Annotated in this window: 37 protein-coding genes; 35 read left to right on the plus strand and 2 right to left on the minus strand. The window is 67.9% G+C overall.

Translation table 11 applies throughout. From position 1 onward, the window contains the following. Positions 1-14 precede the first annotated feature (14 nt). The 13 genes from CLV30_RS10460 to CLV30_RS10515 all read left to right on the plus strand — a co-directional run bounded on the left by CLV30_RS10460 (position 15) and on the right by CLV30_RS10515 (position 12,117). The gene (locus CLV30_RS10460; protein WP_129710901.1) at positions 15-458 is read left to right on the plus strand and encodes a hypothetical protein; all 444 of its coding nucleotides are present in this window, start codon (positions 15-17) and stop codon (positions 456-458) included. Beyond that, complete coding sequence (locus tag CLV30_RS10465; protein WP_205740583.1) at positions 455-826, plus strand: hypothetical protein; 372 nt, start codon at positions 455-457, stop codon at positions 824-826. Before CLV30_RS10460 ends, CLV30_RS10465 begins: the two co-directional genes overlap by 4 nt. Next, entirely contained in the window at positions 826-1,167 is a 342-nt protein-coding gene (locus tag CLV30_RS10470; RefSeq protein WP_106537146.1) for a DUF5403 family protein, read from the plus strand. Before CLV30_RS10465 ends, CLV30_RS10470 begins: the two co-directional genes overlap by 1 nt. After that, positions 1,167-1,664: a hypothetical protein gene (locus CLV30_RS10475; protein WP_106537147.1), complete on the plus strand. Its 498-nt coding sequence runs from the start codon at positions 1,167-1,169 to the stop codon at positions 1,662-1,664. The genes CLV30_RS10470 and CLV30_RS10475 overlap by 1 nt, the downstream gene beginning before the upstream one ends. Positions 1,665-1,751: 87 nt before the next feature. Continuing rightward, on the plus strand, positions 1,752-2,303 hold the full coding sequence (locus tag CLV30_RS10480) for a phage tail tube protein (RefSeq protein WP_106537148.1): 552 nt from the start codon (positions 1,752-1,754) through the stop codon (positions 2,301-2,303). 146 nt (positions 2,304-2,449) lie between these two features. Then, the gene (locus CLV30_RS10485) at positions 2,450-2,812 is read left to right on the plus strand and encodes a phage tail assembly protein (RefSeq protein WP_106537149.1); all 363 of its coding nucleotides are present in this window, start codon (positions 2,450-2,452) and stop codon (positions 2,810-2,812) included. A gap of 209 nt (positions 2,813-3,021) precedes the next feature. Then, positions 3,022-3,192 carry a hypothetical protein gene (locus tag CLV30_RS26940; RefSeq protein WP_205740584.1) on the plus strand — a complete coding sequence of 57 codons (171 nt, stop codon included), beginning with the start codon at positions 3,022-3,024 and terminating at the stop codon, positions 3,190-3,192. Positions 3,193-3,195: 3 nt separating this feature from the next. Next, positions 3,196-6,798: a hypothetical protein gene (locus tag CLV30_RS10495; RefSeq protein ID WP_106537151.1), complete on the plus strand. Its 3,603-nt coding sequence runs from the start codon at positions 3,196-3,198 to the stop codon at positions 6,796-6,798. An 18-nt stretch (positions 6,799-6,816) separates the two neighbouring features. Beyond that, entirely contained in the window at positions 6,817-7,677 is an 861-nt protein-coding gene (locus CLV30_RS10500; protein WP_106537152.1) for a hypothetical protein, read from the plus strand. Then, on the plus strand, positions 7,674-11,354 hold the full coding sequence (locus CLV30_RS10505) for a phage tail protein (protein ID WP_106537153.1): 3,681 nt from the start codon (positions 7,674-7,676) through the stop codon (positions 11,352-11,354). Before CLV30_RS10500 ends, CLV30_RS10505 begins: the two co-directional genes overlap by 4 nt. After that, positions 11,351-11,500, plus strand: coding sequence for a hypothetical protein (locus CLV30_RS26430; RefSeq protein WP_165358505.1), 150 nt, complete (start codon positions 11,351-11,353; stop codon positions 11,498-11,500). Before CLV30_RS10505 ends, CLV30_RS26430 begins: the two co-directional genes overlap by 4 nt. Then, complete coding sequence (locus CLV30_RS10510; RefSeq protein WP_106537154.1) at positions 11,500-11,766, plus strand: hypothetical protein; 267 nt, start codon at positions 11,500-11,502, stop codon at positions 11,764-11,766. The genes CLV30_RS26430 and CLV30_RS10510 overlap by 1 nt, the downstream gene beginning before the upstream one ends. 15 nt (positions 11,767-11,781) lie before the next feature. Further along, positions 11,782-12,117 carry a hypothetical protein gene (locus CLV30_RS10515; RefSeq protein WP_106537155.1) on the plus strand — a complete coding sequence of 112 codons (336 nt, stop codon included), beginning with the start codon at positions 11,782-11,784 and terminating at the stop codon, positions 12,115-12,117. Between the two features lie 111 nt (positions 12,118-12,228). Here the strand turns inward: CLV30_RS10515 and CLV30_RS10520 are convergent, their stop codons facing one another. Next, entirely contained in the window at positions 12,229-12,480 is a 252-nt protein-coding gene (locus tag CLV30_RS10520) for a hypothetical protein (protein WP_106537156.1), read from the minus strand. 86 nt (positions 12,481-12,566) lie between these two features. Continuing rightward, positions 12,567-13,889 carry a glycosyltransferase gene (locus CLV30_RS10525; RefSeq protein ID WP_165358506.1) on the minus strand — a complete coding sequence of 441 codons (1,323 nt, stop codon included), beginning with the start codon at positions 13,887-13,889 and terminating at the stop codon, positions 12,567-12,569. A gap of 259 nt (positions 13,890-14,148) precedes the next feature. Here CLV30_RS10525 and CLV30_RS10530 point away from each other — a divergent pair, with 259 nt between their 5' ends. From CLV30_RS10530 to CLV30_RS10640, 22 genes are all read left to right on the plus strand, one after another. Further along, positions 14,149-14,394, plus strand: a complete 246-nt coding sequence (locus tag CLV30_RS10530; RefSeq protein WP_106537271.1) for a helix-turn-helix domain-containing protein — start codon at positions 14,149-14,151, stop codon at positions 14,392-14,394. A 375-nt stretch (positions 14,395-14,769) separates the two neighbouring features. Then, on the plus strand, positions 14,770-15,225 hold the full coding sequence (locus tag CLV30_RS10540) for a hypothetical protein (protein ID WP_106537159.1): 456 nt from the start codon (positions 14,770-14,772) through the stop codon (positions 15,223-15,225). A gap of 274 nt (positions 15,226-15,499) precedes the next feature. Further along, on the plus strand, positions 15,500-15,766 hold the full coding sequence (locus tag CLV30_RS10545) for a hypothetical protein (RefSeq protein ID WP_106537160.1): 267 nt from the start codon (positions 15,500-15,502) through the stop codon (positions 15,764-15,766). After that, a complete protein-coding gene (locus CLV30_RS10550) occupies positions 15,763-16,710 on the plus strand; it encodes a PD-(D/E)XK nuclease family protein (RefSeq protein ID WP_106537161.1) in 948 nt (315 codons plus the stop codon). The genes CLV30_RS10545 and CLV30_RS10550 overlap by 4 nt, the downstream gene beginning before the upstream one ends. Positions 16,711-16,772: 62 nt before the next feature. Continuing rightward, on the plus strand, positions 16,773-17,300 hold the full coding sequence (locus CLV30_RS10555) for a hypothetical protein (protein ID WP_106537162.1): 528 nt from the start codon (positions 16,773-16,775) through the stop codon (positions 17,298-17,300). Positions 17,301-17,314: 14 nt separating this feature from the next. Further along, the gene (locus tag CLV30_RS10560; RefSeq protein WP_129710902.1) at positions 17,315-17,719 is read left to right on the plus strand and encodes a hypothetical protein; all 405 of its coding nucleotides are present in this window, start codon (positions 17,315-17,317) and stop codon (positions 17,717-17,719) included. 61 nt (positions 17,720-17,780) lie between these two features. Beyond that, a complete protein-coding gene (locus tag CLV30_RS10565) occupies positions 17,781-18,191 on the plus strand; it encodes a hypothetical protein (protein WP_106537164.1) in 411 nt (136 codons plus the stop codon). A 78-nt stretch (positions 18,192-18,269) separates the two neighbouring features. Beyond that, the gene (locus tag CLV30_RS10570) at positions 18,270-18,509 is read left to right on the plus strand and encodes a hypothetical protein (protein WP_106537165.1); all 240 of its coding nucleotides are present in this window, start codon (positions 18,270-18,272) and stop codon (positions 18,507-18,509) included. Beyond that, complete coding sequence (locus tag CLV30_RS10575; RefSeq protein WP_106537166.1) at positions 18,503-19,336, plus strand: AAA family ATPase; 834 nt, start codon at positions 18,503-18,505, stop codon at positions 19,334-19,336. The genes CLV30_RS10570 and CLV30_RS10575 overlap by 7 nt, the downstream gene beginning before the upstream one ends. Then, positions 19,333-19,521 carry a hypothetical protein gene (locus CLV30_RS10580; RefSeq protein ID WP_106537167.1) on the plus strand — a complete coding sequence of 63 codons (189 nt, stop codon included), beginning with the start codon at positions 19,333-19,335 and terminating at the stop codon, positions 19,519-19,521. Before CLV30_RS10575 ends, CLV30_RS10580 begins: the two co-directional genes overlap by 4 nt. Beyond that, positions 19,518-20,042 (plus strand): crossover junction endodeoxyribonuclease RuvC, encoded by a 525-nt coding sequence (locus CLV30_RS10585; protein WP_106537168.1) that lies wholly within the window; start codon positions 19,518-19,520, stop codon positions 20,040-20,042. The genes CLV30_RS10580 and CLV30_RS10585 overlap by 4 nt, the downstream gene beginning before the upstream one ends. Beyond that, on the plus strand, positions 20,039-20,665 hold the full coding sequence (locus CLV30_RS10590; protein ID WP_106537169.1) for a hypothetical protein: 627 nt from the start codon (positions 20,039-20,041) through the stop codon (positions 20,663-20,665). Before CLV30_RS10585 ends, CLV30_RS10590 begins: the two co-directional genes overlap by 4 nt. A gap of 91 nt (positions 20,666-20,756) precedes the next feature. Next, positions 20,757-21,083 (plus strand): CHC2 zinc finger domain-containing protein, encoded by a 327-nt coding sequence (locus tag CLV30_RS27835; RefSeq protein WP_420841970.1) that lies wholly within the window; start codon positions 20,757-20,759, stop codon positions 21,081-21,083. After that, positions 21,004-21,564: a toprim domain-containing protein gene (locus CLV30_RS27275; RefSeq protein WP_420841971.1), complete on the plus strand. Its 561-nt coding sequence runs from the start codon at positions 21,004-21,006 to the stop codon at positions 21,562-21,564. Before CLV30_RS27835 ends, CLV30_RS27275 begins: the two co-directional genes overlap by 80 nt. 1 nt (position 21,565) lies before the next feature. Next, a complete protein-coding gene (locus CLV30_RS10605; RefSeq protein WP_106537170.1) occupies positions 21,566-21,802 on the plus strand; it encodes a hypothetical protein in 237 nt (78 codons plus the stop codon). Then, entirely contained in the window at positions 21,802-22,002 is a 201-nt protein-coding gene (locus CLV30_RS10610) for a hypothetical protein (RefSeq protein ID WP_106537171.1), read from the plus strand. The genes CLV30_RS10605 and CLV30_RS10610 overlap by 1 nt, the downstream gene beginning before the upstream one ends. After that, complete coding sequence (locus CLV30_RS10615; protein ID WP_106537172.1) at positions 21,999-22,364, plus strand: hypothetical protein; 366 nt, start codon at positions 21,999-22,001, stop codon at positions 22,362-22,364. Before CLV30_RS10610 ends, CLV30_RS10615 begins: the two co-directional genes overlap by 4 nt. Beyond that, complete coding sequence (locus CLV30_RS10620) at positions 22,357-23,544, plus strand: metallophosphoesterase family protein (RefSeq protein WP_106537173.1); 1,188 nt, start codon at positions 22,357-22,359, stop codon at positions 23,542-23,544. Before CLV30_RS10615 ends, CLV30_RS10620 begins: the two co-directional genes overlap by 8 nt. Beyond that, positions 23,541-23,873, plus strand: coding sequence for a hypothetical protein (locus CLV30_RS10625; protein WP_106537174.1), 333 nt, complete (start codon positions 23,541-23,543; stop codon positions 23,871-23,873). Before CLV30_RS10620 ends, CLV30_RS10625 begins: the two co-directional genes overlap by 4 nt. After that, positions 23,870-24,268: a sigma factor-like helix-turn-helix DNA-binding protein gene (locus CLV30_RS10630; RefSeq protein ID WP_106537175.1), complete on the plus strand. Its 399-nt coding sequence runs from the start codon at positions 23,870-23,872 to the stop codon at positions 24,266-24,268. The genes CLV30_RS10625 and CLV30_RS10630 overlap by 4 nt, the downstream gene beginning before the upstream one ends. After that, positions 24,265-25,002, plus strand: coding sequence for a hypothetical protein (locus tag CLV30_RS10635; RefSeq protein ID WP_106537176.1), 738 nt, complete (start codon positions 24,265-24,267; stop codon positions 25,000-25,002). Before CLV30_RS10630 ends, CLV30_RS10635 begins: the two co-directional genes overlap by 4 nt. Further along, on the plus strand, positions 24,999-25,253 hold the full coding sequence (locus tag CLV30_RS10640; RefSeq protein WP_106537177.1) for a hypothetical protein: 255 nt from the start codon (positions 24,999-25,001) through the stop codon (positions 25,251-25,253). Before CLV30_RS10635 ends, CLV30_RS10640 begins: the two co-directional genes overlap by 4 nt. Positions 25,254-25,757 lie beyond the last annotated feature (504 nt).

Consider the following 25,757-nt stretch of genomic DNA (forward strand, 5'->3'; position numbering starts at 1 on the left):
CCTGGAGGTGACCCGTGGACTCGCTTGTGACGCTCGAGGCTCTGGAGGGCAAGCTCGACCGCATCCTCGACGAGGACGAGCAGCGGGACGCCGAGGGGGCGCTCGAAGAGGCGTCGATGCTCGTGCGCTACTACGGTGCGCCGTGGCCCGACCCGGCTACGGCGCCCGCGGTGGCGCGCATCCTCGTCATCCGCTCGGTCAAGCGATACCTCAAGAACACCGACGGCTACAGCCAGTCGCGCGCCGGTGACGAGACGGTCGCCTGGGAAGAGGCGCACCCTGCGCCGTACCTCACCGACGCCGAGCAGAAGATGGCCGCCTCTGCGGCCGGCCGCGGTGGGATTCAGTCCGCACCGATCTCACCGTGGGGCGAGCTGCGCAGCCGGCGCGATGAGTACGTGCCGGTCGTCGGCAGTAGTGAGCCGTTCCCGTTCCACGCCGCCGAGGATGACTGGTGAGCCGGCAGCGCCGGCACGGCCGGCCGATCCGGTTCTGGCAGATGCGCGAAGTGACCGACCGGCGCGGCAACAAGGTGCTGGCGGCCGACCCTGACTCGGTGATCGAGACCACGGCCTGGGGCATCCCTCAGCGCTCCTCGATCGCGTCGATGGCCGGTCAGCAACAGATCAACGTCATCCGTGTCGGCGTCACGCGCGACCTTCCCGGCGTCGGGAGCTTCTCTCGCGCCGAGTGGGACGGCTCTGTCTGGGACGTCGCCGCCCCGCCCGCCTATCACCACGGCACTCGCCACGTCCGCCACTGGTCGATCGACCTGCGCGAGCGGCCGGGCGGTGCCGCCAAAGACGCACTCCCGGAGGTGCCGTGATGGCCGAGGTCTACCGGCGCGTGAAGAGCATGGAGCTGGAACGGGCGATCGCCCTACACCGCTCCTCGCAGAACGCCATCAAGGGCCACGCCGTCAGCATCGGCAACAAGGCGGACGCGATCCTCTCCCGGCACCGCCACGACGGCCACGCCTTCATCGAGACCGAGAGTGGCGACGTCGACCAGTACGTGACCCTCAACGACGAGCGCGGCCTCAAGGCCGCCATGTCGATCGAGTTCGGCCGCAAGGGCCGCGAGAACGACGACGGCAAGACAGTCGGCGAGATGGAGGGCCTGGCGGTCCTGCGGCGCGCGGCTGGGATCTACGGGGAGGCGCCCTGATGCCACTCCCCGACGCTGTCGACGAGCTGGTCGAGTTCGCGCCCCTGGAGGACGTCCTCCTGCCGATCCTGCGCGACGGCCTTCCCGGCGTGGCGGTTTACTCCCTGATCCCCGAGGAGGGCCTGCGGGCCTTCGTCGAGGGCGAGGTGTTGCCGTTCGTCCTGGTTCGCCGACATGCGCAGCAGGGCTACTGGGACGGCGACATCCGATTCCTCGACCAGGGCGACTTCACGATCCACACGTTCACCGCGGACCCCGACGGCGACGAGGACGGTGCTCGGCTGTCTGACGCCGTGCGGGTGGTTCTGCGCAACGCCTGGATGAACAAGGTGACCGTTCCCGGTCGTGGCTCCGTTACTCGCCTGCGCATGCTCGAGTCGCCGCGCCGCGTAACCGACTGGGCCACATCTTCCGGGCCGGTGCAGTACGCCGACCTGCCTACCGGGGTCTGGCGCTACGAAACGCTCTACGGCATCACGATCCGCCGCGCCTTGTAGCCGGCCCTTCCCCACCTTCACCACCGCACCTCCTGGCGAGGCGGCGGTCTCTTCGCATGCCCAATTCCTGATCCAAGGAGGATCGCAGTGGCCCTGAACAACGCCGCCACGCTTGTCGTCAACGACGGCAACTACCTCACCGCCCCCGAGGGCACCGCTCTGCCGGCCGACCTGACCGCCCCCGAGGTCGACTGGGAGAACGTCGGCCACACCTCGCTCGAGGAGATCCTGGCCCTCAGTTCCGAAGGCGGCGAGCAGACCGTTCTCGGAACGCTCCAGGCGAAGAGCCTGCGGACCACGTACAGCCCGCGCACCGAGGCGATGACCTTCACCCTCCAGCAGTTCGACAGGGCGGCGCTCAAGCTGTACTTCGGCAGCAATGCCGTCGAGAACGCCGACGGCACCCTTGGCGTCCCGCAGACGCCGCAGCCCACCCGCTGCGCGTTCCTGGCCGTCTTCATCGACGCCTCGAACGTGTTCGCCTTCTACGCGCCCAGTGCGGAAATCCTGCGCGGCGACGACCTGTCCGTCCCGGACGCCGAGTCGCTCGCCGGCCTGCCGCTGTCCGTGACCCCACTGGTCTACGGCGGCAACACCTGGGCCTACGCGGTGACGCCGCTCGGCGACGTCACTCCCTGAGTCAGTCCATGCCCCCCACGCCTCTCAGCGATGCGCACTTGGGGGACCTTCCGCTCCCCTGATCCACCCCTCCCGCGCTGCGTGCGGACCCGGCGCGGGAGGGGGCTCCAACTCGGTCCGCGACCCACAACGGAGGTCCGCACCCCATGACTGCATTCACCCTGGACGACATCCGCGCGTACGCCGAAGAGAAGTACGCCGACGTCACCATCACCCTTCCCGACGCCGAGCGCGAGTCCGGCGAGTTCAAGGTCGTCATGCTCAACCCGCTGCGCCTGGGCAAGGAGGCGCGCGACGAGGTCAGCCGGCTCCAGGCGGTGCTCGACAAGAACAAGGACGCTGACGAGGAGGACGACGTCGACCAGGAGGCCGTTCTGCGCGAGGTGCTGGGCACCGTGTGCGAGCGGCCGATCCAGGGCGAGAAGCTCAACGCGGCGCTGTCCGACCTGACGATGGTCGCCGCCGTGTTCGACAAGTACACGAAGGGCACCTCGGCGGGGGAAGCCTGAGCCTCGCCGAGCTGATCGACGACTACGGCCGCGGGCTGTACCCGGACCTCCTCTACTACTACGGCGTCGACCTGGCGGCCGTGATCAGAGGAGACGGGCCAGCCCCGGCTCTCGTCCTCCAGCTCGTGTGGAGGCTCCCAGACGACTCGATGACGCACGCGCTCATGCGCGGCGGCCCAGAACACCTCGGCTGGGGCGTTGAGCGGCACGTGCTCGCTTCTCTGTTCGACGCGCTCAACCTCAACACCAAGATCTCCGGTAACTGGAAGAAGGGCAAGGAGCCCAAGTTCCCGGAGTGGCCCCGGCCCGAGACGGCCAGTGCGACCACCAAGAAGAAGGCCACGGTCAAGGACCTGTGGATGAAGATGAGCAGGAGGTAGGTCGTGGCTGATCCCGGCGTCGTCATCGGCAAGGTCAGCGTGAAGGTCTTCCCGGACACCTCTGCGTTCCGGAAGAACCTCAAGGGCCAGCTCAAGAAGATCGAGAAGTCGACCGACGCCATCAACGTGAAGGTCGATGCCGGCGATGCGCTGCGCGAGCTGGAGCGCACCACGCGCGAGATGCAGGCCGAGATCCGCGAGTCCGACCTCACCGCCCAGGTGAATGTCGACGGCGAGAAGGCCCAAGCCGACGCGCGCGCTGCCACCAAGCGCATCCAGGATCAGATCAAGAAGATCAAGCTGGAGTACGACGCCGACGACCGGGGCTCGCTCCAGGAGGCGATCGACCGAATCAACGAGGAGCTGCGCCGGCTCGACCTGGAGAAGCTCGAGGTCGAGCTGGACCGCGACAGCCTGGACGCTGCGCGTGAGCTGCTCGAGGAAGAGATCGAGGACAAGCCCCTGCGGTTCGAGGTCGAGGAGACCTTCGAGGGGTACGAGAAGCTGCGCAAGCAGATCGACGCCCTTGTCGACCAGCCACACACGGTCAACGTCGAAGTCGACGCAGACCAAGACTCGCTGCGCGAGTTCCGCGACAGCCTCGACGACATGATCGCGCAAGGCCGGACGCTGGACTTGCGCGTGGCGATGGACAACGAGGACTCCGTCCTCCGCGCCATCAGTCAGATCGACACCGAGCTGGACAAGATCCGGCATCCGGAGGTCGACCTCAGCGTCAACTACTCCGAGCAGTCGCTCCAGGCGATGCGCGACGAGATGGTCGCCGAGCTGGAGTCCCGGCCGATCCAGTTCAGCGCCGAGGACAACATCGAGGGCCTGCGCAAGCTCCGGCAGCAGGTGGACGAGCTGGTCGAGAAGAAGACCATCGAGTTCGAGATCGCACGCGACCAGGGCTCTCTCAACGACTTCCGTGACCAGCTCGACGAGCTGATCGAGGAGTACGAGGGTGAGCAGATCGAGCTTGAGCCCGATGTCGCCGACCCGGCGTACCGGGAGGCGCAGGCCGAGCTTGCCTACCTGAGCCGGTCGCGGGTCGTCGAGCTGATCCCCCGCGTGTCCCAGGCGGCAGCCCTGCGCGCCGCCACGTCACTGTCGGCACTGTCCGGCTTCCGTGTCCTGGGCGACTACGTCCAGCGACTCAACCGGCAGATTCTGAACCTCGACAAGAGCATCCCGATCCTGGCGCAGGCGGCTCTCGCCATCGGCACGCTCGGCGCGGCCGGCCTGGCCGGCGCGAGCAACCTGTTCGCGTTGTCCGCGTCGCTGGCGCAGATCTCAGGAGTCGCCCTCGCGCTGCCCGGCATCTTCGCCGGTGTCGGCATCGCAATGGGCACGCTCATCGCCGTCCTCCAGGACGCGCCCGAGGTCCTGGCCGACGTCGGGGACCGCTTCGCCCGACTCCAGAACCAGCTCTCCGACCGCTTCTGGTCCGAGGCCGAGCAGCCGATCCGCAACCTGATCGACACGCTGTTCCCCCAGCTCGCCGCTGGGCTCCGCGGAACCGCCACCGCTCTCGGCGGCTACTTCGCCAACCTGTCGGGCTCGTTGGAGCGATTCCTCGACGGCTCGCTCGAGGAGATGTTCGACAACCTCAACGAGTCAATCGACATCGCTGCCGAAGGCACGGACGCTATCGCGTCGGCGATCGAGACGCTCGGCACCGCGGGCTCGTCCTACCTGCCGCGCCTGGCCCAGTGGTTCGTGCGCATCTCCCGGCAGTTCGACGCCTGGCTCACCGAGGCGGCGAGCGACGGCCGGCTCCAGGGCTGGATCGACGCCGGCATCATGGCGCTGGCCGACCTGGGGCGCGTGCTGCGCGAGACGGGCCGCATCCTGTTCGGCATCGCCGAAGCTGCGAATGCAGCCGGTGGTTCCACGCTCGGTTCCCTTGCGGACGCGCTCGAGCGGATCGCGGACGTCGTCAACGGCGAGCCGTTCCAGTCGAAGCTTGTCACGGTCTTCGAGGCCGCACACAAAGCGATGGACAACATCGCCGACGAGGCCGGCCCCGGCCTGACGAACTTCTTCACGACGTTCGCGGACACGCTCGGCGTGGCCCTGCCGCAGATCGGTCGCATCGTCGGCCGCGCGCTCGGCGGCATCGCCGACGCCCTCGCCCGGCCCGAGTTCCAGCGCGGACTCACGGACTTCCTCGACGGAGTCGAGGAGGGTGTCAACGGACTCCTGCCCGCGCTCGGCCCCGTGGCGGACGCCCTGGGCGCGCTCGGCAGCCTGGCCGGCCAGCTCGCGGCTGTAATCGGCCCGATCCTGGGCGAGGCGTTCACGATCCTGGCTGGGATCATCGAGCGCCTGGCGCCGGTTCTCGAGCCGGTCGTCGCGCTCCTGGGCGCCGCACTGTTGCAGGTCCTCCAGGCCCTCGGGCCGGTGCTGCTCCAGGTGGCTGACGCCCTGGCAGTCCTGATCACGACGGGACTCCTCCCGGCGCTGATCGCCATGCTGCCCGTCCTCGTGGACCTGTTCACGATGCTGGCCACTACGGTCCTGCCGATCGTGGCTCAGCTCCTGCGGGACCTGGCGCCGATCCTGGCTCAGCTGTTCACCACTCTGGCGTCCGCGCTGGAGAAGGTCCTGCCACTACTGGGGCCGATCGTCGAGTTCCTCACGAAGTTCTTCGCCCAGACCCTGCTCACCCTTGTCGAGGGTGCAACGCAGGCGATCCAGGGCGCGCTCGACGTGATCACCGGAATCTTCGACGTCTTCGCCGGGATCTTCACGGGTGACTGGAAGCGCGTCTGGGAAGGCATCAAGAAGATCTTCTCTGGCGTCTGGGACGTGATCGTCGGGCTGTTCAAGGTCTGGATGAGCGTCAGCGTCTTCCGGATCGCCAAGGCCGGGATGCGCGCGCTGAAGGGTCTATTCAAGGGCGCCTGGAACGGCATCAAGGGACTGTTCAGCAGCGCCCTGGGCGCGGTCGCGGGCATCTTCCGAGGCGCCTGGGGCGGCATCCGGTCGTTCTTCTCCGGAGCCCTGAGCAACATCCGGGGCATCGCCTCGGGGGCGCTCAACGGCCTGGTCGGCCTGTTCCGACGCGGCCTGAGTCGCCTCGGCAGCGCCGTGACGGGCGGGCTTGGTCGCGTGAAGAACTTCTTCGGCGACCTCAAGGACGATGTCCTGGGCCTGTTCGCCAACGCCGGTAGCTGGCTCTGGGACTCCGGTCGGTCACTGATCGAAGGCTTCGGCGACGGCATGAAGTCCGCCTTCGACTCGGTCACGGGCTCGGTCGGCGGATTCCTCGGCGGGCTACGGGACTACTTCCCGTTCTCGCCAGCCAAGAAGGGTCCGTTCTCGGGCAAGGGCTGGGTCTTCTACTCGGGCCAGTCCATCGGCTCCGGACTCGCCGACGGCATCCTCGCCTCCCAGCGAGAGGCCGAGAAGGCTGCCCAGCGGCTGGCCCAGTCCGCCTACCCGGCGCTGCCGTCGCTCCAGCCGGACTCGGCCGAGTTCGACGACGGCGCCACGGCCGGGAACATCACGATCTACCAGACCAACCACAACCCGCAGGCCCAGCCGGCATCGGAGCAGGTCAACGACTCGCTCCAGGTGGCTGCGGCCCTTGGGCTCTGATGAAGGGGAGTCGCACCGTTGGACACCACGTACAAGCTCGGCGCGACTCCCCTGGACGACCCCGGCCTGCGATGGTTCCTGGAGCGGGACAACCCATACCAGTCCATCCCGGCCGTGCGCTCGGCCGCCATATCGGTGCCGGGGCGTGACGGGCTGATCGCTCAGCACAACGAGCACTACCAGTCCGGCACCCTGGCCCTGCGGTTGATCGTGACCGACAACGACCAGCACGGCACCACTCGCGGCTTCGGCCAGCTCGAGGACAACCTCCAGTACATCCTCGGGCTGGCCGGCAGGCGTACAGACCTCCAGACGATCCACCGCGTGCGCGGCGACAAGCAGCACTTCACCCGCGCCCGCGTCGTCACTTCGATCCAGCCCGAGTTCCTCGACCCGCGCAACGTGCGGGTGATCCTCGTGTTCGAGCTGCCCGACCCGCTGTGGCGGGAAGAGCGCTGGACCACGGCCACGTCCCCATCGCTGTCCAGTGGCGAGACGTGGTCCACCTCGTCGCCGACCCTGGGCGGCGGCAACGCGCCGATCCGTGACGCCATCATCTACGCCGACGGCTCGATGACGCAGCTGCGCGTCACCGACCAGACCAGCGGACAGTGGATTGAGCTCAATGCCACGTCCGGCCCCGGCCAGGGCCTGCGCATCGACGTACTCGACATGCGCGCCATCCGGTACGAGGGCAACCCGCTCGACCCCGACACGTCCGTTGACGTGACCGGCAACCTCGACGCTGGCCCTGGTGGCTTCTCCCTCGTCCCGCACTACACCCACACCCAAACCCAGTCCGTCGTCTCGATGGACGTCTACCGGTTTGGCGGCACCGGCACTGTCAAGATCCGAGCACGGAGGGCCTGGCTACTGTGACGTTCGATATCAGGCTCGTTGCCTACGAGCCGGACGGCGCGCGCCTCGGCGTGCTCCACCACCCCACCAGTACCTCCACCAGCCTCCCGCTCAACGACCGCCCCGCGCTCGACCTCTCCTACACTCGCGGCCTGCCCGGTTCCGAGTGGCTCGAGAGCTTCTGCGAGGTCGCCGTCGAGTGGAATACCGGCGCCGACTGGACCGAGCCCCCGAACGGCCGGTTCATCCGCCTCGCCTGGAGCGCTGACCACCTCGACGAGGCGAAGTCGCTCAAGCTGAGCATGCCGGGCTACTCCTGGCTGCTGCGAACTGCGCAGGTGCGCGGCAAGAGCGGCCACATGGACGAGGACGGCCGGCGCCAGTTCGTCGACGCCACGCCTGGCGAGATCCTCCGCACCCTGCTCGAGGAGGCGCAGGCGCGGGGCTGTGTGCCCGGCATGTCGTGGGACATCTCCGACGCCAGCGACTCCGACGGCGAGCCCTGGGTCGAGCGCCTGAACCTGTCGTTTGACGTCGGCATGAAGCTCGACCAGGTCCTCAGCTCGCTCGCCGACCAGGGCGCGATCGACTGGAACTTCTGGGGTCGCGAGCTGCACGTCTACAACGCCGACACCCTGCTCGCGCGTGACCTGACGACCCGCGACAACCCGGTGAACCTCCGGTCCGGCCTGGACATCACCTCGGCCCCTGACAAGGGTGACGCCTCCGGGCTGATCCACCGTGCGCTGCTGCGCGGCGAAGACGGCCTCCGGGTGGAGGTATCCAACCCGGCCGCCGTTTCCCCGTGGGGCGAGTTCGAGGTCACTATCGATCAGGGCGGCGTGTCCGACGAAGGTACCGCCATCCTGCTCGCCGAAAAGACGCTGCGCGAGGGCGAACGCGAGCGCATCCAGATGACCCGCGGCCTGATCTTCGCAGCGAGTCGCTGGATCGTGCTGCGCGACTACCGCCCCGGCGACTGGATCTACGCCCCCGGCGTAGATGGTGCCAAGACGCGCGCTCGCATCCGGTCGCTGACCCTGTCGAAAGACGCCAACGGCGTCGTGCAGGGCAACTTGACCCTGAACGATCGGTTCATCGAGGCCAGCGTGAAGGCCGCACAGCGTGCCCGCGACATCGCTGGAGGCGCCTCAAGCAACGGCGGCACCGGCACGAAGCCGCAGCCGCCACCGCCGACCGACGTCGGGCAGGACACGCGCGCCGCGAACGCGCCACAGGGCTTCATGCTCAACTCGCAGGGCTACATCAACTCGGCGGGCATCCCCCGCGGACTGATCGAGGCCGAGTGGGCGGCCGTCACCACGGCCACCGACGGCACCAACATCGAGATCGTCCGGTACGACCTGTACGGCCGGCCGCTCAACAGCGAGCAGAACTGGTTCCGCCTGGCTCGTGTAGATGGAACGCACGTGGCGCACTCGCCGTTCGACGTCGGCGAGGTGTGGCAGTTCAAGGTCTGCGCCGTCGCCCAGTACGCGGGGGCCGGCGAGTTCTCGGAGATCCTCCAGGTCGAGATCGCCGACGACGAGATCCCGCCCCCGGCGCCGAGCACGCCGGTCCTGTCGTCCCGGCTCGGCACGGTCCGTGTTGAATGGGACGGGCAGACGTTCGACGGCGCGGGCATGCCCCGCGACCTCTCGCACATCGAGGTCCATGTCGGCAGCGACCCGGCATTCACGCCGACCCCGGCGAGCCTGGTCGACACCCTGGTCGGCGAACGCAACCTCACCGTACTGACCGACCTGCCGTACAACACCGACGTGCACGTGGCCTTTGTCGCCGTCGACCGGTCTGACAACAGCTCGGACCCGTCGGGTGTGAGCACGATCCAGGTGCAGCCGCTGGTCGACACGGACATCATCGGCGAGATCATCGACAGTGCCCACATCAAGGACGGCACGCTCGTGGCGTCCGAGAAGATCGTGGGCGAGACCATCACCGGTGGCCTGATCCAGGCCCTGGCGATCGAGGCCGGCCACATCGCAGCCAACGCCATCACGGCCGACAAGATCGCGGCCGGCTCAATCACGGCCGAGAAGCTGCGCATCGGCTCGGTGACCCCGTCGCAGATGGCCGGCGCGGGCGTGAACCGCGTGAGCGACCCCGGCTTCGAGGACCTCGACTACTGGACCGCGGTTGGCGATGGCGAGACGGCCATGCCGGCCGCCGTGGGCGCCTGGGCCGTCAGGACCTCGTACCCGCGGAGGGGCGCCCGGTCACTGGAGTGCGACCCGACCCCCGGCTCCTCGACGATGTACCTGACGCCCGAGCTGCCAATCCCCGCATCCCGGCGCATCTACGTCTCGGGATGGGGGCGCACGGCAGGCTCTGGTGGCATCACCGGCCCCGATTCGTTCCTGCGAATCTACATCCAGGTCGTCCATGATGACGGCAGCACGACGTACCACTCGAGACAGATCGGCCAGACCGGCGCGACGTTCTCGTGGGAGAACGCCGAAGGCACTCTCACGGTCCCGGACACGGCGGTGCACTACCAGGCGTACCTCGCCGTGCGAAACCACTCCGGCACCGACGGCCGCTACATCGTGGACGACGTCATCGTCCAGGACGCCGTCGGCCAGGACACGTCGGATCGGGTGCAGATCGACCCGTCCGGCCTGCGCGTGTACTCGGGCGCGAATGAGCGCATCCGGATCGACTCCCAGGGCATTGCCGCCTGGAACGGCAGCGGCCAACAGACGGTCGAGATCTCCTCGGGCGGGAGCGCCACGTTCACCGGAACGTTCCGAACTGGCTGGGCGACGCCGAGGGTGGAGATCCGGGAGACCGGCCTAGACAACCCGGCCGTGTACTTCTACCCAGAGACCGCGGGCGATTGGTACACCGCACCAAACATCCTCGGCTGGGACAACGGCTCCAGTACCCAGCCCAGCCCGTCGCTACACCTGAACTCAGGCGTCCCCCACGCCGACGCCCGGCACAACCAGTTCCAGCTCCAGCAGGCGCGGGGCGAGTTCCGGATCGGCAATGGCCTCCAGGGCTACCCAGTGGCCTACGCACACGGCGACGGCTCCTGGGCGTTCGGCATCAACGGCGGCGACAACTCGGGCGTCAATGGCGCCGTCGTCCGGGGGCGAAGTGACGGCTCCTGGGGTATCGGCCGAGACATCGTGTTCATCAACGATGGGGCCGGGGACGGCCACATGTACTTGGGAGCCAACGGGGACATCAACCTGACCCCGAACCTGCGAGGGCGGGACTATCGGGTCGATGTCAACGGGCTGCTTCACGCCACCTCGGTCACGAGCACGATCAAGAACTTCCGCATCCCGCACCCGACGAAGCCCGGCATGGACCTGCTCCACGCCTCGACAGAGTCCCCGGTCTCGGGCATCGAATACTGGGGTTCGGCCACGCTCGACGAGCGCGGCGAGGCTGTGGTCGAGCTGCCGAACTACTTCGAGGCACTGGCCAAGACAGACAACCGCACGGCCCTGGTGACGCCTCACGGGGCACCGGTGGAGTGGACCGCCGTCATGGACGGCCGCTTCACGGTCACCGGCCAAGCCGGCCAGTCCTTCTCCTGGCTCGTGAAGGCAGAGCGCCACGGCGCCGACTTCGACATCGAACAAGAAACCAGAACCCCGGACCCCGACCGCGACACGGGCGGCGGCTGGGGTCAGGACAACAACCAACCGCAGGAGTCTGCGACATGAGCGACCTTCCCCAGATCGACAAGGACGCCGTCATCCGGCGCCAGGCCGAGCGCATCGCCGACCTGTCCACCCAGGTCGCCTCACTCGAGGTCCTGGCCGAGGCCCTGCGCGACGAGCGCGACGAAGCCCGCTCCGGGGCCGCGTGATGAGCGACGAGGACGTCCGCCTCTGGCTCACCCGCCTGGAGACCAAGCTCGACGTCGTGCTGACCCAACACGGCACGAAGATCGACGACCACGAGGACCGCCTGCGCGTCGTCGAAGCCCGCGAGACGCGCATCTCGGCACTCGAGGGCAGCCTCGCCACCGAGGTCGAGGCACGCAAGGCCGACCGGGCCTTCGCCCGCTGGGCCGTCAAGACCCTGATCGCTGCCCTGGCCGTAGTCGTGGCCATCGGTGCCATCGTCCTGTAGGAGGAGAACCCACAAGTGAACACCGTGATCCGCAACCTCAAGACCCTGCTCCGCGTGATCCGCGCGAAGGGTGCCATCGGCGGCGGCATGGCCTCCTGGCTGCGCACCGTCGTGCCGGTCCTGTGGGGCGCGCTCATCACCTGGGGCGCCGCGCAACTCGCCTGGCTGCCGGCCCCGGTGGTCGCGCTGCTCACGTCTGGCGACCTCGTCCTGTTCATCACCGGCGCCGTGGTGGCCGTCTGGTACGCCGTGTGGCGCCGGCTCGAGCACCGCGTGCCCGCGTGGCTGACCCGGCTCGTGCTCGGCTCCAACCAGGCGCCCAGGTACGACGGCAAGCCGGCCACCCGCTGATCGCATGAAGAAGCCCCCGTCCTGGACTTCCGGGACGGGGGCTCTTCGTCGTTCTACCCGCGCACACGCGGGAGGTGGTGCCACATGCCCGCGCGTGCGGGCCGACTCCAGCTAGCGCTCCTGGCCGTCGTCGTCTACAGCCTGCTCGGCGAGGAGGCGGTTCTGCTCCTCGAGTAGGCGGTTCTGCTCTTCGATGGCGCTGAGCTGCTTCTTGGACACCTTCGCGTCGGCCTTGGCGATCTTGTTGCCCTTCTTGCCGGCGCGGGCGCCCTTGGCGGTCTTGCGGGCGGTGCGCTCCTTGTCGGACCGGAAGTCCACCGCACCGGCCGTGCTGGTGCTCAGGAGCTTGCGCGTGAGTCCCACCCTGCCTCCTTCGATCAAGTATGTCCGGACATCGTACGTGGCTGGAGACGGGGCGGCGCGAGTGGATGGAGCCGCCGCCCCGTCGGTCATTGCTGCGCGCCGGCCAGCGCGCGTGGAGGCTCAGCCTCCGGCTCCGACTGCGCCGGCTGGGCAGTGACCTCCACCGACTTGCGTGTCCCCCAGCTCGCCAGGCGCAGCGTGACGAGAGAGTAGAACCGCAGCGGGAGCATGACGAACAGGTTCATGTACCCGTAGATCGGCGCCGTGAAGAACGTCCCCAGCCTGGACAGCACACCCTGGCCATCGCGACGCACGTCGAAGTAGCGCACTGCGCGAGCCAGGGCCATGAAGCCGACGAACAGCAGGTACTGCCCGATCATCGGCTCCCCGCCGACCAGCGGGTGAATAACCACGACGTACATGATCAGGGTCGAGAACACCGCCCACTGGGCGATCTCCAGCGCCGTCAGCCACCACGCCATGCGCGACGGACGCAGGTTGCCGAGCACCCACAGCGACTCGCGGAAGAAGCTGCGCCCCCAGCGCGCCTGCTGGCGCACGAAGTGGCTGAACTTCTCCGGCACCGCGGTGTGCGCGATCGCCGACTCGACGAACTCGACCCGGCCCTGCGTCAGGGCGTAGTTGGTCAGGCGACGGTCGTCGCCAGTGACGGCCGGCTTGCCGAGGAACTCCTGCGTCAGGAAGTCGTCCAGGTTCTTCATCACGATGTCGGCGCGGTAGAACGCCAGGATCCCGCACACGCACAGCACCGATCCGAACTGCGAGTAGGCCGCGCGCTCCCCCAGGAACGCGTTGGCGTAGCGGACGTCCTGCAGCCGGGTCAGGGCGTTCGTCTCGTAGTTCAGCGGGAGCACGAGCCCGGTCGCCGCGGTCACCTTGCGCGACCGGAACGCCCGCATGCCCTCGGCGATGGCGTTCGGCTCGAGCACGGAGTCGGAGTCGACACAGACGAACACGTCGACCTCGCCGGCCATCTCGCGGAAGCCGACGGCCAGGCCCTCGCGCTTGCCGAGGTTCTCGGGCTGGCGCACAGCCGTGACCCGAGGATCGATCGTCGCGTAGAACTTCGCCATCTCGAACGCGGCCAGCTTGCCGGAGTGGTCGTCCACGATGATCAGCCGCGTCGGCTGGAAGGTCTGGTTGAGCAGCGAGTCGATGCACCTGCGCAGCAGCTCGGGGTCCTCGTTGTAGATGGTCACGATGACGCCCACACGCTTGTTGTGGTTCGCCTCCGGCCGCTTCCGCTGCGGGATCAGCGACAGCAGGAGCTTGGTCCCCAGGATCGCGAACACCGCATACCCGTACAGGCTCGCGGCACCGTAGTTGCTCCACTTGAACAGCACGGCCACCGCGGTGACCGTGAATAGCAAGAGTGCCGTCACGGTCATGCGCTTCGTCCTGGTCGCCGCTTCGCGGTTCCCTCGCGTCATGCCCGGTCGGTATCTGCCTCGTGTCAACCCTTGCCCCCCTGGCGATTGCTCGCTCTTGATGTCCGGCCACCATCCACCCAACCCCGGACAAATCCCCCACAGCACCCGCCCGACCGGCGCTTAGATCTGCGGGAAGTGGGAACGGGTCGGGCATCCGACCCATAGCGCACCTTATACAAAGTTTGTATTGGACGCCAGGGGCGCTGGCCTGACGCTCATGGAGAAGTCGATCCGCTCCCCCGAGCACGCCAAGCTCTGCCGCATCCTGCGGGAGCTGCGGGAGGAAGCCGACCTGCGCCAGAGCGACCTAGGGGCGCGCATCGGCGAGCCGCAGCGATTCGTCTCGGGCTACGAGCGCGGCGAGCTACGGCTCGATCTGGTGCAGTTGGATCGCATTACTACCGCACTCGGCTCCTCGCTGGAGGAGCTGCTGCGGCGCTATCGGGAAGTTACCGGAGCTTGAGGGCTTCGATCTCCTCCATTGACTTCGACGCCTGCTCATAGCCGCGCGCCGGCCGGGCGCGTGGCCTCGACGCCTGCTGGCCCCCACCCATCAGCTCATCCATGTCGCGCGCGCACGTCTCACACAGGACCACCCTCGCAGAACGCCCCCCGGATGAGATCGTGAACTCTCTCACCATTCGCCCGTGGTCCTCGCTCCTGTCACAAACCTCTATGTAGGCCATCGCCCTGACACCTCCCTGACAGCACCAAGTGTACCAATCAGTAGGCAACTTGCGCTCCAATCTTGACACGATCACACTCTTGCTGCACGATCGTTATGTCCGGGTGCTCACGGGGGGCCACCGGGGGCGAAAGAAGGGGAGTGGGCGACGCAATGGGTAGGCCCAAGATTCAGAACGAGAACGAGGCCATCCGCTGGATGGAGGAGGGCAAGACCTACAACGAGATCATCGAGTTGTACCGCACCAAGTACAACATCGAGACGTCGCAATCGATGTGGGCGGCCTTTCGGCGACGCCGCGGACTTGATCGCCGCACGGTCCGCGATGACAGCCTGATTCCCTGGGCTATGAAGCGAGAGCATCGCTGGCTGTTTGCGCCGAAGATGCTCCGGCTCGAGGCGAAGTTGAGGGCCGGTAAGTCGATCGACAAGGACGACAAAGCGCGGCTCGACAGCTTCAAGGAGCGGCTCAAGACTGACGGCCGGGTCGTGCACTACGAGCCCGACACCAAGGAGGGATGGTTCTACGTGCCGGCGCGGGAGGGCATCGACACGGACCTGATTCGGGTGCCGGATTCGCCGTCTACCGAGCGACCCAGCAGGCACTAACACGGACCCCTGGAGGGCGCCACGCGTTTCGGTGCGTGGCGCCCTTTCTGTGTTTTATGTCACGTTTAGAAACGTACTCGGGCCGTTGAGAACGTTTTCCCGGTCAAGTAACGTCATCGTCGTGACCGCGGGCTGTGCAGGGCAGCCCGACAGGGGGTAATCCGGGGGGATTCTTCACCCAGATCACCTGGGGCACACCGCTTGCACCATGCACCCCGAGCGTGGTACACAAGGGTCCTGTCAGGTCACACTAGTACACCGGAGGTTCCCACTAGTGACAGCAGTTCCACTGGGCGCTGGGCCGCAGACCCGCGTCGCGCGAGCCATCTCCAAGGACGTCCACCTCAGCCTCGACGACGAAGCATACGACTTCCACGTCGAACTCCAGCCCGACTACGACACGCGCAACCTGGCCAAGGCGCTGAATCTCGCCGAAGCGCTCGGCTTCGAGGTCATCGAGCCCGACGAGTGCGAGGCCGAAGTCCTGCCGGACGGGCGCACGCGGATCTACCTGGTCCCGACTGACCTGGACGACGAGTGACGGCGCTGGAGATCGTGCCGGTCGACTCGAGCGCGCCGGCCAAGACAGACCTCCCCGGTCCCAAGCAGTTTCGATTACCGGGCCATCTCAGCTTCTCGGCGCTGTCGACGTACGCAGAGTGCGGCGAGCGGTACCGGATCGAGCGAGGTCACGGCGTGCGTGGCCCGTCGTACTGGAACACCGTCGGCGGCACCGCGGTGCACCACGTGACCGAGCTGGCCGACCGGGCCTGGTTCGGCGAGGACGTCGAGGTGCTCGACTTCGAAGCAGCCTTCGAGGAGGCGATCGCCGAGGAGGTCGAACGCTCCGGTTTCCCCGAGAGCGCGCTGCGGGCCAGCGGCCGGGCCAGCAAGGCGTGGCCGGACAAGCAGAACAAGTCCTGGTGGCTCACCCATGGGCCGCTGTACGTCTCGGCCTGGATTCGCTGGCGCGAGAACACCGGGTACCGGCTCTGGGAGACGCCGTGGGGCGAGCCGGGCATCGAGGTGCCGATCGAGGTGCACGTTGGCGGCGAGCCGTTCGTCGGCTACATCGACCGGGTCTTCGTCGACCCGAACGACGGCACGGGCGTGCCGGTGGACCTCAAGTGCGGAAACCACGAGCCTAAGTCGAGCCTCCAGCTCGGCACGTACGGCGTCGGCCTAGCGCGAGACTACGGCCTGCCGGTGCGCCGGGGCGGCTTCTGGATGGCGAAGAACTACGAGAAGGACGGCGACGGCCTCAAATACATGGAGGACCTGTCGCGGTTCACGCCGGAGTACGTGGACGTCCAGTTCGCTATGGCCTGGCGTGGCATCCGGGCCGGCGTGTTCCTGCCGTCGCCCGGCATGATGTGCAAGTCGTGCTCCGTGCGCGACTTCTGCACCCTCATGGGCGGCGAGCGCGCTGACGAGCTGCCCGCGCTGGAGGTCTCGTCGGACATGAAGCAGATCACATCAGGCTGAGTTGCACTAGTTGGACCGACAGGATAGTGTTGGTCTCACCAACCGAGAGGAGGGCTCACTCAGTGAGCAACGGAGGGAATATCTCCATCAAGTACGGCGACAAGAAGGACGACTTCCACGCGCCGTGGCTGACCATCGGCGGCGAGGATGTTCACGACCAGCGGCTGCGACTCATCGCGGCCTTCGGGTGGAACGCCGCCGAACTGGAGGGCCAGACGCTGGCCCAGCTCGTCGTCCGCGCGGACCAGGAGGCGAAGGGGCTGTACAAGCTCCGCAACGACCTCGGCGCCACGGTGGTCTCTACTCCGCAGGCCCCGGCTGTGTCGCAGGCGGGCGCCGCGCCGATCGGCCAGCCACCGGCGAGCGACGACCCCTGGGCGCAGGCGCAGGCCGCCAGCGCCGCAGCAGACCCCGCCGCGGGCGCCGGCCAGGCTCCGGCCCAGGCACAGCCGCAGACGCTCATGGACAAGGTCAAGGCCGCCAACACGGTCCGCGAACTCCAGATGCTGTGGCGGGACAACAAGGCCGAGTGGGAGGCCGACGCGGCCATCGGCGCGGCGGCCAAGGAGCGGAAGGCGGCGATCGCCTGATGGCGGCACGGAGAGTGACTCGGGTCGAGTTCGAGGACGCGGGGGCCGGGCGGGTTGCCGCCTCCGTCGAGGATGACGCACTGCGCCTGGAAGACCGGGGCGACGGCCATCACGTCTACATCGCGGCTGAGGATGTGCCCGAGTTGATCGCCTGGCTCACGGACACATTCCCGAAGCCGGAGCTGGAGCGTGAGCCGCAGATCGGCGACACGATCGAGGTCCTGACCGACGGACCATCACACCCCGAGCCGGACATGCCTCGGCGGATCGGCTACCACGCCTTCCGCAAGGGGGCGCTTGCCACGCTGACGTCGACGTCGAGCGAACCCGACGCCTGCGTCGAGGCCAGGGGCGTCCATCACCGCGATGGGTACCTGCTCACGCAAACGCTCGGCCGGGGCGACTTCAAGCTCGTCTGACCCCGCTCCACCAGCACCACACACAACTTCATCGGACAACAGAACAGAGGAGCATCACCCAGTGGTTCAGATCACCAACTTCGCAGGCGGCACCTCCTACTTCAAGCCTGCCGACGAGTCCGAGGCCGTCGCCATCCTCATCGAGCCGCTCAGCTACGAGCGCCAGCGCCCGACCGACTACGGGCCGAAAGACACGGCCGTCGCCCGCATGACCTTCTTCAAGTCCGAGGTCGCGCTCGAGACCGGCGTGCCGGACGAGGTCCGGGAGTCCGTCACGGTCCAGCAGACCGCCCTCGCTCGCAACCTCGAGCAGTACGTCGGCAAGGGCGTCATCGTCACTCTCGGCCAGGGCAAGGCCAAGCCCGGCATGAATCCGCCGTGGATTTGGGTCCCGGCCTCGCCCGAGGTGCAGGCGAAGGTCGTCGAGTACGTCAAGGGGCTCGAAGAGGAACTGGCCGGGGCTCCCATCTGACTGAATGTACTAGTTGGACCGCGCGGGCCGGCAACGACGACCGGTCCGCGCCCCGGCCAGAGAGGAGGAGCGCCCCACGTGGCCACAACATTGAAGTACCGCGGGGTTGGCGAGATCACTGCGGAAGAGTTCTTGGCGGCGCTGACCAGCGAGCCCCAGCGGCAGATCGACATATTCGTGTCACTCGGCGGTGCCCCCGACGACCACAACTACGCGCGCCTGTCCTTCCTGACGCAAAAGCTTCGCCGCGCGGGGCATGACATCCGGTCAAGCCGGCGCCACGGCGTGTGGCTTGGCGATCGGGGCCGCCAATGCTGAATGCACAGCGCGCTTTGACGCGCAACGTCCAGGGGAACGCCGAACTCCCCCGCGTGCCCGAGCTGGAGCCGCTCTACCAGCACGGAGCGCGCCCCCGGCGCGGCGAGGTCATCATGGTGGCCGGCCGCTCCGGCACTCAGAAGTCGGGGTTCGCCCTGTTCTGGACGGCCATGATGGGCCTGCCGACGCTGTACATGTCCGCCGACATGAGCGGCTTCACAGCCTCGGCCCGCCTGGCGTCGATCGTCACCGGCCACACGACGGAGCAGATCGAGCGGGGCATGTCGGACGCGGCGGCCCGGCAGATGTACCTCGACGCGATCGCGCCGATGAAGTTCCAGCTCTGCTTCGACTCCCCCATCCGATGGACCGGACTGGCACAAGAGCTGGACGCCTACGTCGAGCTGTGGGATTCGTACCCGGCCATCGTCGTCCTCGACAACCTCATGGACATCGAGGGCTGCGAGTCGAGCTACGAGGCGCAGATGGCAGCGATGGCCGAGGTAACCGACCTGGCCCGAGAGACCGGTTCGACCATCCTGATCCTGCACCACGCGACCGACAAGGGCTGGGAGGCGAAGAGCAGCCCTTGGACGCCGCCGTCGCGGGACCAGGTGAAGGGCGGGCTGTCGGAGAAGCCCGAGCTGTCGCTCTCCGTGGCGCTCGACCCGACGTCGTACGCCTACAACATCGCCATCATCAAGCAGCGCATGGGCCGCTCGGACCCGTCGGCGCAGCAGTTCTGCACGCTCCGCGCCTACCCGGAACACACCCGCTTCGGCCCGTACAAGGGCACCTTCAACCCACCTGGAGTGATCGACCTGTGAAGAGCGCAATCGGCGCCCTCATTGCGGGCATCCCCGTCACGTCCTTCGCCGTCGGCATCCTGTCCGGCTCTGGCGTGCTGACGGTGGTCATGTCCGTTCTCGGCCTCATCACCTACCTCCTGATCCTGGTGAGCTTCGGCGCGTACATCCGCACGCTCCAGGACACCTACGGGGGGCCGGAGTGAACGTCCTCGGGATCGACCCGTCGCTGACCGCGACCGGCGTGTGCCTGCCGGACGGCAAGACCTACACGATGAAGTCGAGACTCAAGGGCGACGACCGCCTGGAGTCCATCTATCTCCGCCTGCTGGTCGACGTCGAAGACCACTGGCCGGTCGATCTGGCCGTCATCGAGGACCTGCCGGTCAACGCCAAGAGCGCCGGCCTGACCGGCATGGCCCAGGGCGTCATCCGCATGGCACTCGCCAGCGCCGGAGTCCCCGTCGCGCGGATCAGCCCGGCCACGCTCAAGAAGTTCGCCACCGGCAAGGGCAACGCCGACAAGACGGCCATGCTCGCCGCGACTCCCGACCAATACAGGGGCAGTTTCGGCGACGACAACCAGGTCGACGCCTGGTGGCTGCGCGAGGCCGGTCGCGCCTGGCTCGGCGACAGTCCGTTCTTCGGTCCCTACCAGGGCGAAGCCGTGCTCGACGTCCTGCGCAAGGCCAAGTGGCCCGACCCCACCGAGGAGGTGGCTGCGTGAGGGACAAGCCCGACCTGGCCGAGCTGATCGACCTGGCCGGACGGCGGCACGAAAGCGCGAACTCCAAGCAGTGCGCGGGCTGTGGCGAGGCGACCTGGCGGCGAGAGGGCGAGCTGCCCGGACAGTTTCGGCGACGCAAGTACTGTACGCGGGATTGCTACAGCACGACCCGAGCCGTCGCCCCCGCCCGCAAGTCGTGCGAGCAATGCGGCGAGACGATGGAGCAGGATCGTGCCGGGCGCGAGTCCGTCAGCCAGTTCCGGCGGCGGCAGTTCTGCTCCCTTCGGTGCTACCACGACCACCGGGGCGGCGAGAAGGCCGCGCTGGCCGAGGTGCGACGGATGTGCTTCGGCTGCGGGGGCCACCTCGAGCCGAGGTATGGCGAGGGCGCAGAGGCATTCGCGGCCCGCAAGTACTGCGAGGCCGCCTGCATGGCGAAGCGTCGGGCGTACGTTGTCGAGGAGCTGGACTTCCTCGTCGGCACGGACACGCCGGACAGCCTGGCCAGGCGCCTCGGATACAGCCGCAGCCACCTCATGGAGCTGCTCGACGAGGTGGAGCGCCCGGACCTGGCGCAGGCATTCCGACAGGAGCGCAACGATGACGCGGTTCGCGCGGCTTGAGCCACAGCGGCCCGAGGATTCCGGACGACCCGAACTGTCGGAGGTCCTGGAGCACTACGGCGTCCAGGTCAACCGGGCCAGGGCGCGTCAGATGGTCCGCTGTCCCGTGCATGACGATCGCACGCCGTCGTGCTCACTCGACCTCCGCGGCACTGGCCTGTGGAACTGCCATCGCTGCGGCGAGGGCGGCGACGTGTGGAACCTGATCATGAAGAAGGAGGGGACAGATTTCCGAGGAGCACGAGCCGCTGCGGCCACTCTCGGGTTCGCAACGGGAGATGCTGGAGGAGGCGACGACCTCGTACCAGAGGGCCGTTTCGCGCGAAGTCGCGGAGTACCTGATAGCGCGAGGAATCGGTCAGGCCGAGGCGGCTACGTTCCGGCTGGGCTACGTCGCCGACCCCCATCCGGGCCATGAGCACGTCCGGGGCCGCCTAGCCATCCCCTACCTGGGGCACGACGGCCGCGTACTCAGCGTCCGCTTCCGCTGCCTCCAGGTGCACTCATGCAAGGACGCGGGCCACGGCAAGTACAAGTCGCTCGAGGGCGAGCCGACCCGGATGTTCAACGTCCCGGCGCTGCACGTGGCCGGCGACGAAATCCACCTGTGCGAGGGCGAGCTGGACTGCATCATCCTCACGAAGATTGGCCTCAACGCGGTTGCCGTCGCTGGGAACCACGCATGGGCCGGCCGCCACCGCAGGATGCTGAACGGCTTCTCCCGCGTGTGGACATGGGCAGACCCGGACAAGGCCGGGAGCGAGCTGACCAACACGGTGACCCGCGCGCTGGTGACGGCCAAGCCCGTCCGACTCCGCGAGGGCGACGTGACCGACGAATACCTCAAGCATGGGGCCGAGCACCTTCTCGGCTTGCTTGAGCGCAAGGAGGTGTACTAGTGTGACCGAGCTTCGAGAGAAGCTGGCCCAGGTACCGGCCCGAAGGAAGCCGCTAGGCAAGGTCGAGGCCATCCTCGCCTCCCTGGACGACGCCGAGCGCGACCTGGTGACCGAGACCCTAGCCGGAACGGACCACACGTCCGAGTCCCTGGCGGCGATCCTCACCGAGTCCGGTCATCCCATCTCGACCTCCACCATCCGCAGCTACAGGCGCGACTTGCGCCGGAAGGTGCCCTAGTGAGACCAGCACAGATCAGCGAGCAGCTTCCGGTCACCCGCGAGCAGCTCCAGAAGGTCGCGGACTTCGTGGCCCTGCCTCCGGCCGACATTGTCCGAATCGCTCCAGAGTTCGATTCGGAGACGAACCTCGCCCGCTACCGGGTGCACACCACGTTCGGCGGTCGGCCGTACGCCATGCCGAAGTCGGTGATCGCGTGAGTGCCCCGCTGCCCGACCTGCTCCAAATCGACCGAGCGCTCGAAGAGGTCTTCGACGAGCGCGTCCGCCAGGACGAGCGCTGGGGCGAGCAGAACCACCCCACGGTGGGCGGCGCAGGCCCTCACGCCGGCCTGGTCATCCACGCGAACTACGCATATGAGGCTGAGCGCTGGAAGTGGAGCAACGGGGTCCGTGTCGAGCGAGGGCGCCTCACTTGGGACGGGATCTTACTCGAGGAGACCTACGAGGCCCTCGGCGAGGTCGACCCGACCAGGCGCCGCGAGGAGCTGGTCCAAGTGGCCGCCGTCGCAGTCGCCATGATCCAGCACATCGACCGGAAGGCGGCGAGCGCCAGTGAGTGAGCTGACCGAGAAGCTCAAGGCCGCGCCCCCGGCGCCGGCCTCGCGCCGAGCCCCGCAGGCGGTGTTCTCGAGCCGTGTCGACATCAACAGCCTCAAGGGTGAGGCCGAGGTCGAGCTGAACGACGAGCCCGGCGTGGTGACCGAAGGTACCGCACTGGAGTTCCTCGAGAAGGAAGGCCAGGACCCCTCGCTCTGGGAGGTCGTCTCGCTCCGGCGCTCCGAGTGGGACTCGCCAGGCGGCAACCGGCTCGAGGCCACGCGCGTGTCCTTCCGGCGCCGCGAGCGGGCCGCCGAGCACGATCTGATGCCGGACCTGGACGATCTGCATGCCGCCGTCGAACGAGCGGTAGCAGCCGACGCCTGGATCGACCCCGACTTCGGCATCCCCCAGGTGACCAACGTAGCCGTCATCGCCGACCCACAGGCCGGCAAGGTGGACCACCGGGGCGGCACTTCGGAGCTGCTCCAGCGCCTCGAGATGAGCCTGGCGCGCTGGGCGGCGTACGTCCAGGAGCAGCAGCCCGAGGAGATCATCCTCGCCGACGCCGGGGACGCGATCGAGAACTTCGAGAGCGTCGGGTCGCAGGACCGGACGAACGACCTCCAGCTCACCGAGCAGATTCGCGTCTGGCGCCGAGTGTTCTGGAAGTGGATCGACACGGCCGCCCAGCTGGCGCCTTCGGTGAAGGTCCTGTCGGTCGGCTCGAACCACTGCCGCGTGCGCCGGGGCAAGAGCGAGATGGGCACCACGCTGGACGACTTCGGGATCGAGGTCCTGTCGCAGGTGATGGACATGGCCGAGGTCTACCCGGAGCGGTATGGCCACGTCGAGTTCTACGCGCCGGACCAGCACTCCGAGTCCGTGGCGGTCGAGGCCGTCGGCGGCAGGGTGCTGGGCCTGGCGCACGGCCATCAGGTGCGCAACCCGGACCAGCTCGGCAAGTGGCTGGCCGGCCAGGCCCTGGGCCGGACGCCGATCGGCAGTGCGGACATCGCCGTCTTCGGCCACTTCCACAACCTGCGCGTGCAGACCGTGGGCGACGACCGGTGGCTGTTCATCGCGCCGACGTCGGACAACGGCAGCTCGTGGTTCCGCAACCTCTCCGGCGCGGAGTCGGCGCCCGGCGTCATGTCCGTGACGCTCGACTCCGACGGCTGGCGAGACCTGGTGATCGTGTGACGGGGGTGGCAGAGCAGGTGATGCTCAACAACTGGGAGACCGAGAGCGACCCCCGCGCCGAGCTGGCTGAGCTGCCCGAGCGCGTTGGCCGGCAGGTGGCTCGGCGCTTCAAGGGCGCCGACTGGGAGGACCTCCGTCAGGACGCCTGGATCTGGCTGCTCGAGCGGCCAGAGATGGTCGAGGAGTACCTCGAGAAGCACGGCGAGAACGCCCTCGGTTACATCGAGCGCAACATGCGCCGCTTCCTCACGGAGCGGCGCGGCGCCGAGGCCGAGCGGACCTTCAACACCACGAGCATCGAAAACGAGATGGAGGCCGGCCGGCTGTGACCGTCGCAACCCAGCACCACTACGGCGACCAGTTCTCCTACGGCCGGGAGCAGGTCGAGGACCTGCTGCCCGGCCTCTGGGACCCGGAATACGCCTACGGGACTCGCACGAGCGAGGGCGAGCCCGAGCCGGGCATGCCCAAAGGGTCCGAGCCGGACCCGCGCAAGAGCGTCGACTGGATCGCCCACATGTGCGACATCCAGATCGCCTGGGCCAACAGCTCGGCGCTGACGCCGGCCGAGCGCGCGGCCATCTTCCTGCGCCACGGCATGCACTGGGGCCAGGCGCGCATCGCAGAACTACAGGGCGTGAGCGAGTCGACGATCTCGCGGCGCATCGACAGCGGCATCCAGGCGCTCATCGCGTTCCTGGACGGAGAGGAGCACGACCAGTGAGGACCCCCGTCAACACGCGCGCGGCCCTGCGCCTTCTCGAGGAGGTCGTCGAGGGCAACGAGGGCTACGTCTACGAGGACGAAGACGGCGTCCCGGCCGACTCCACCATGTGCCATTACGTTCACCGCACCGAGGGCGGCAGCGCCCCCGGATGCATCGTGGGTCATGCGCTGCACCGAGCAGGTGTTCCCATCTCGAATCTCCTCGAGATCGAGGGCTCGACCATTGGTACCGAACAGGCCGCCAGGGTTGGCGTTGCCCTCGAGGGGCGTGCCGTGGACGTCCTGTCGGCCGCGCAGGCGGCGCAGGACGTCGGGGAGACTTGGGGCGAGGCTCTCGAGCACGCCCGTGCCGTCGCCGCCGAGGCGGCGGCCGACGATGAGGCCGAGGTAGAGGCCCTGTTGGTGCACGGCACGAGCCATCCCGTTGCGCACGCCCAGACCAGCATCCCGATCGCCGAGGTCGACCAGGCGGTCCTCGAGCTGGCCTTCGGTGGCGTCGCGGCGGACGCCCGGAAGGCTCAGGCTCGGAGCCAGCGCCGTCGGGATCTGGCCGACGAGATCCAGCATCTGGTTGGCGAGCACCAGGGCGAGGCCAACGCCTGGGCCGAGCTTGCCGATCGCCAGTACGGCACGGGCGATGATGACGCGGCACTGCTCAGTGCCTCGCAAGGCGACCTGCACCGGCACACGGTCGACGTCCTGACCGAAGCGTACCGATTGCTCGACCGATGAGCGCGCTCCTCTCTGCCGAGGTCGAGCGCATCGTCCGAAGCCACGCCGCAGAGTTCGAGCAGCTCCATCGGTTCCGGTCGGCGCTGCTGGAGCAGAGACACAACCTCGATGGCGCGTACGTGACGGTCGGCGTCGCGCATCCGCTCGGCGCCATCTCGGGGGTCACTCACCTCTTCGGCATCCCGCTGCGGTACGTCGATGGCAGTGACGGGCCGCGCCTATCCCTGCCGCTGGGAGTTGAGAGCCGATGAGCAGCCCCGGTGGCGCGACCGTGGAGATTGTCAGCGGGGAGCAGCTCCGGCGCGAGCTGGAGGCCCTGGAGGCGGCTTACCCGCCCCTGGTCGACCTGGGCAACGAGGACTGGTGCTGCCCGGGCTGCGCCGAGGTGGACGCCAGTCGGCGCGGAGTGCCGTGGACTGCCATCGACGCTTGGAGTCGCAACAAGTTCCTCCTTGGCGAGCGATAGCCCTTGTACGCAACTGGCCCCAGCTAGGCCCGTCACCTAACTGGGGCCAGTTACGTGTCTAGCACCGGGCATCGTGCTTCCGAGGCCGGTCGATCACTTCCCTGGCGTCCGACCGCCTCGGACCACGAGCAGCCGCAGTACCTGGATCGCCGCGCGACGACGGCCAGGATCTCTTGTGCGTAGCGCAACCAAGGTCGGGATGAACAGGAGGGCCAAATACATTGCTGTAGGCAGCCACATCCATGCGGTTAGGTTCACTGAGGACCGACACTTCCTGCCGAACTCCCCT

It is taken from the genome of Haloactinopolyspora alba (assembly GCF_003014555.1).
GTDB lineage: Bacteria > Actinomycetota > Actinomycetes > Jiangellales > Jiangellaceae > Haloactinopolyspora > Haloactinopolyspora alba.

Coding starts and splice junctions, on each gene's coding strand:
- CLV30_RS10470 (WP_106537146.1), top strand. CDS start 826: ATGGCCGAGGTCTACCGGCGCGTGAAGAGCATGGAGCTGGAACGGGCG.
- CLV30_RS10475 (WP_106537147.1), top strand. CDS start 1,167: ATGCCACTCCCCGACGCTGTCGACGAGCTGGTCGAGTTCGCGCCCCTG.
- CLV30_RS10485 (WP_106537149.1), top strand. CDS start 2,450: ATGACTGCATTCACCCTGGACGACATCCGCGCGTACGCCGAAGAGAAG.
- CLV30_RS26430 (WP_165358505.1), top strand. CDS start 11,351: ATGAGCGACCTTCCCCAGATCGACAAGGACGCCGTCATCCGGCGCCAG.
- CLV30_RS10510 (WP_106537154.1), top strand. CDS start 11,500: ATGAGCGACGAGGACGTCCGCCTCTGGCTCACCCGCCTGGAGACCAAG.
- CLV30_RS10525 (WP_165358506.1), bottom strand. CDS start 13,889: ATGACCGTGACGGCACTCTTGCTATTCACGGTCACCGCGGTGGCCGTG.
- CLV30_RS10530 (WP_106537271.1), top strand. CDS start 14,149: ATGGAGAAGTCGATCCGCTCCCCCGAGCACGCCAAGCTCTGCCGCATC.
- CLV30_RS10540 (WP_106537159.1), top strand. CDS start 14,770: ATGGGTAGGCCCAAGATTCAGAACGAGAACGAGGCCATCCGCTGGATG.
- CLV30_RS10575 (WP_106537166.1), top strand. CDS start 18,503: ATGCTGAATGCACAGCGCGCTTTGACGCGCAACGTCCAGGGGAACGCC.
- CLV30_RS27835 (WP_420841970.1), top strand. CDS start 20,757: ATGGTCCGCTGTCCCGTGCATGACGATCGCACGCCGTCGTGCTCACTC.
- CLV30_RS10640 (WP_106537177.1), top strand. CDS start 24,999: ATGAGCGCGCTCCTCTCTGCCGAGGTCGAGCGCATCGTCCGAAGCCAC.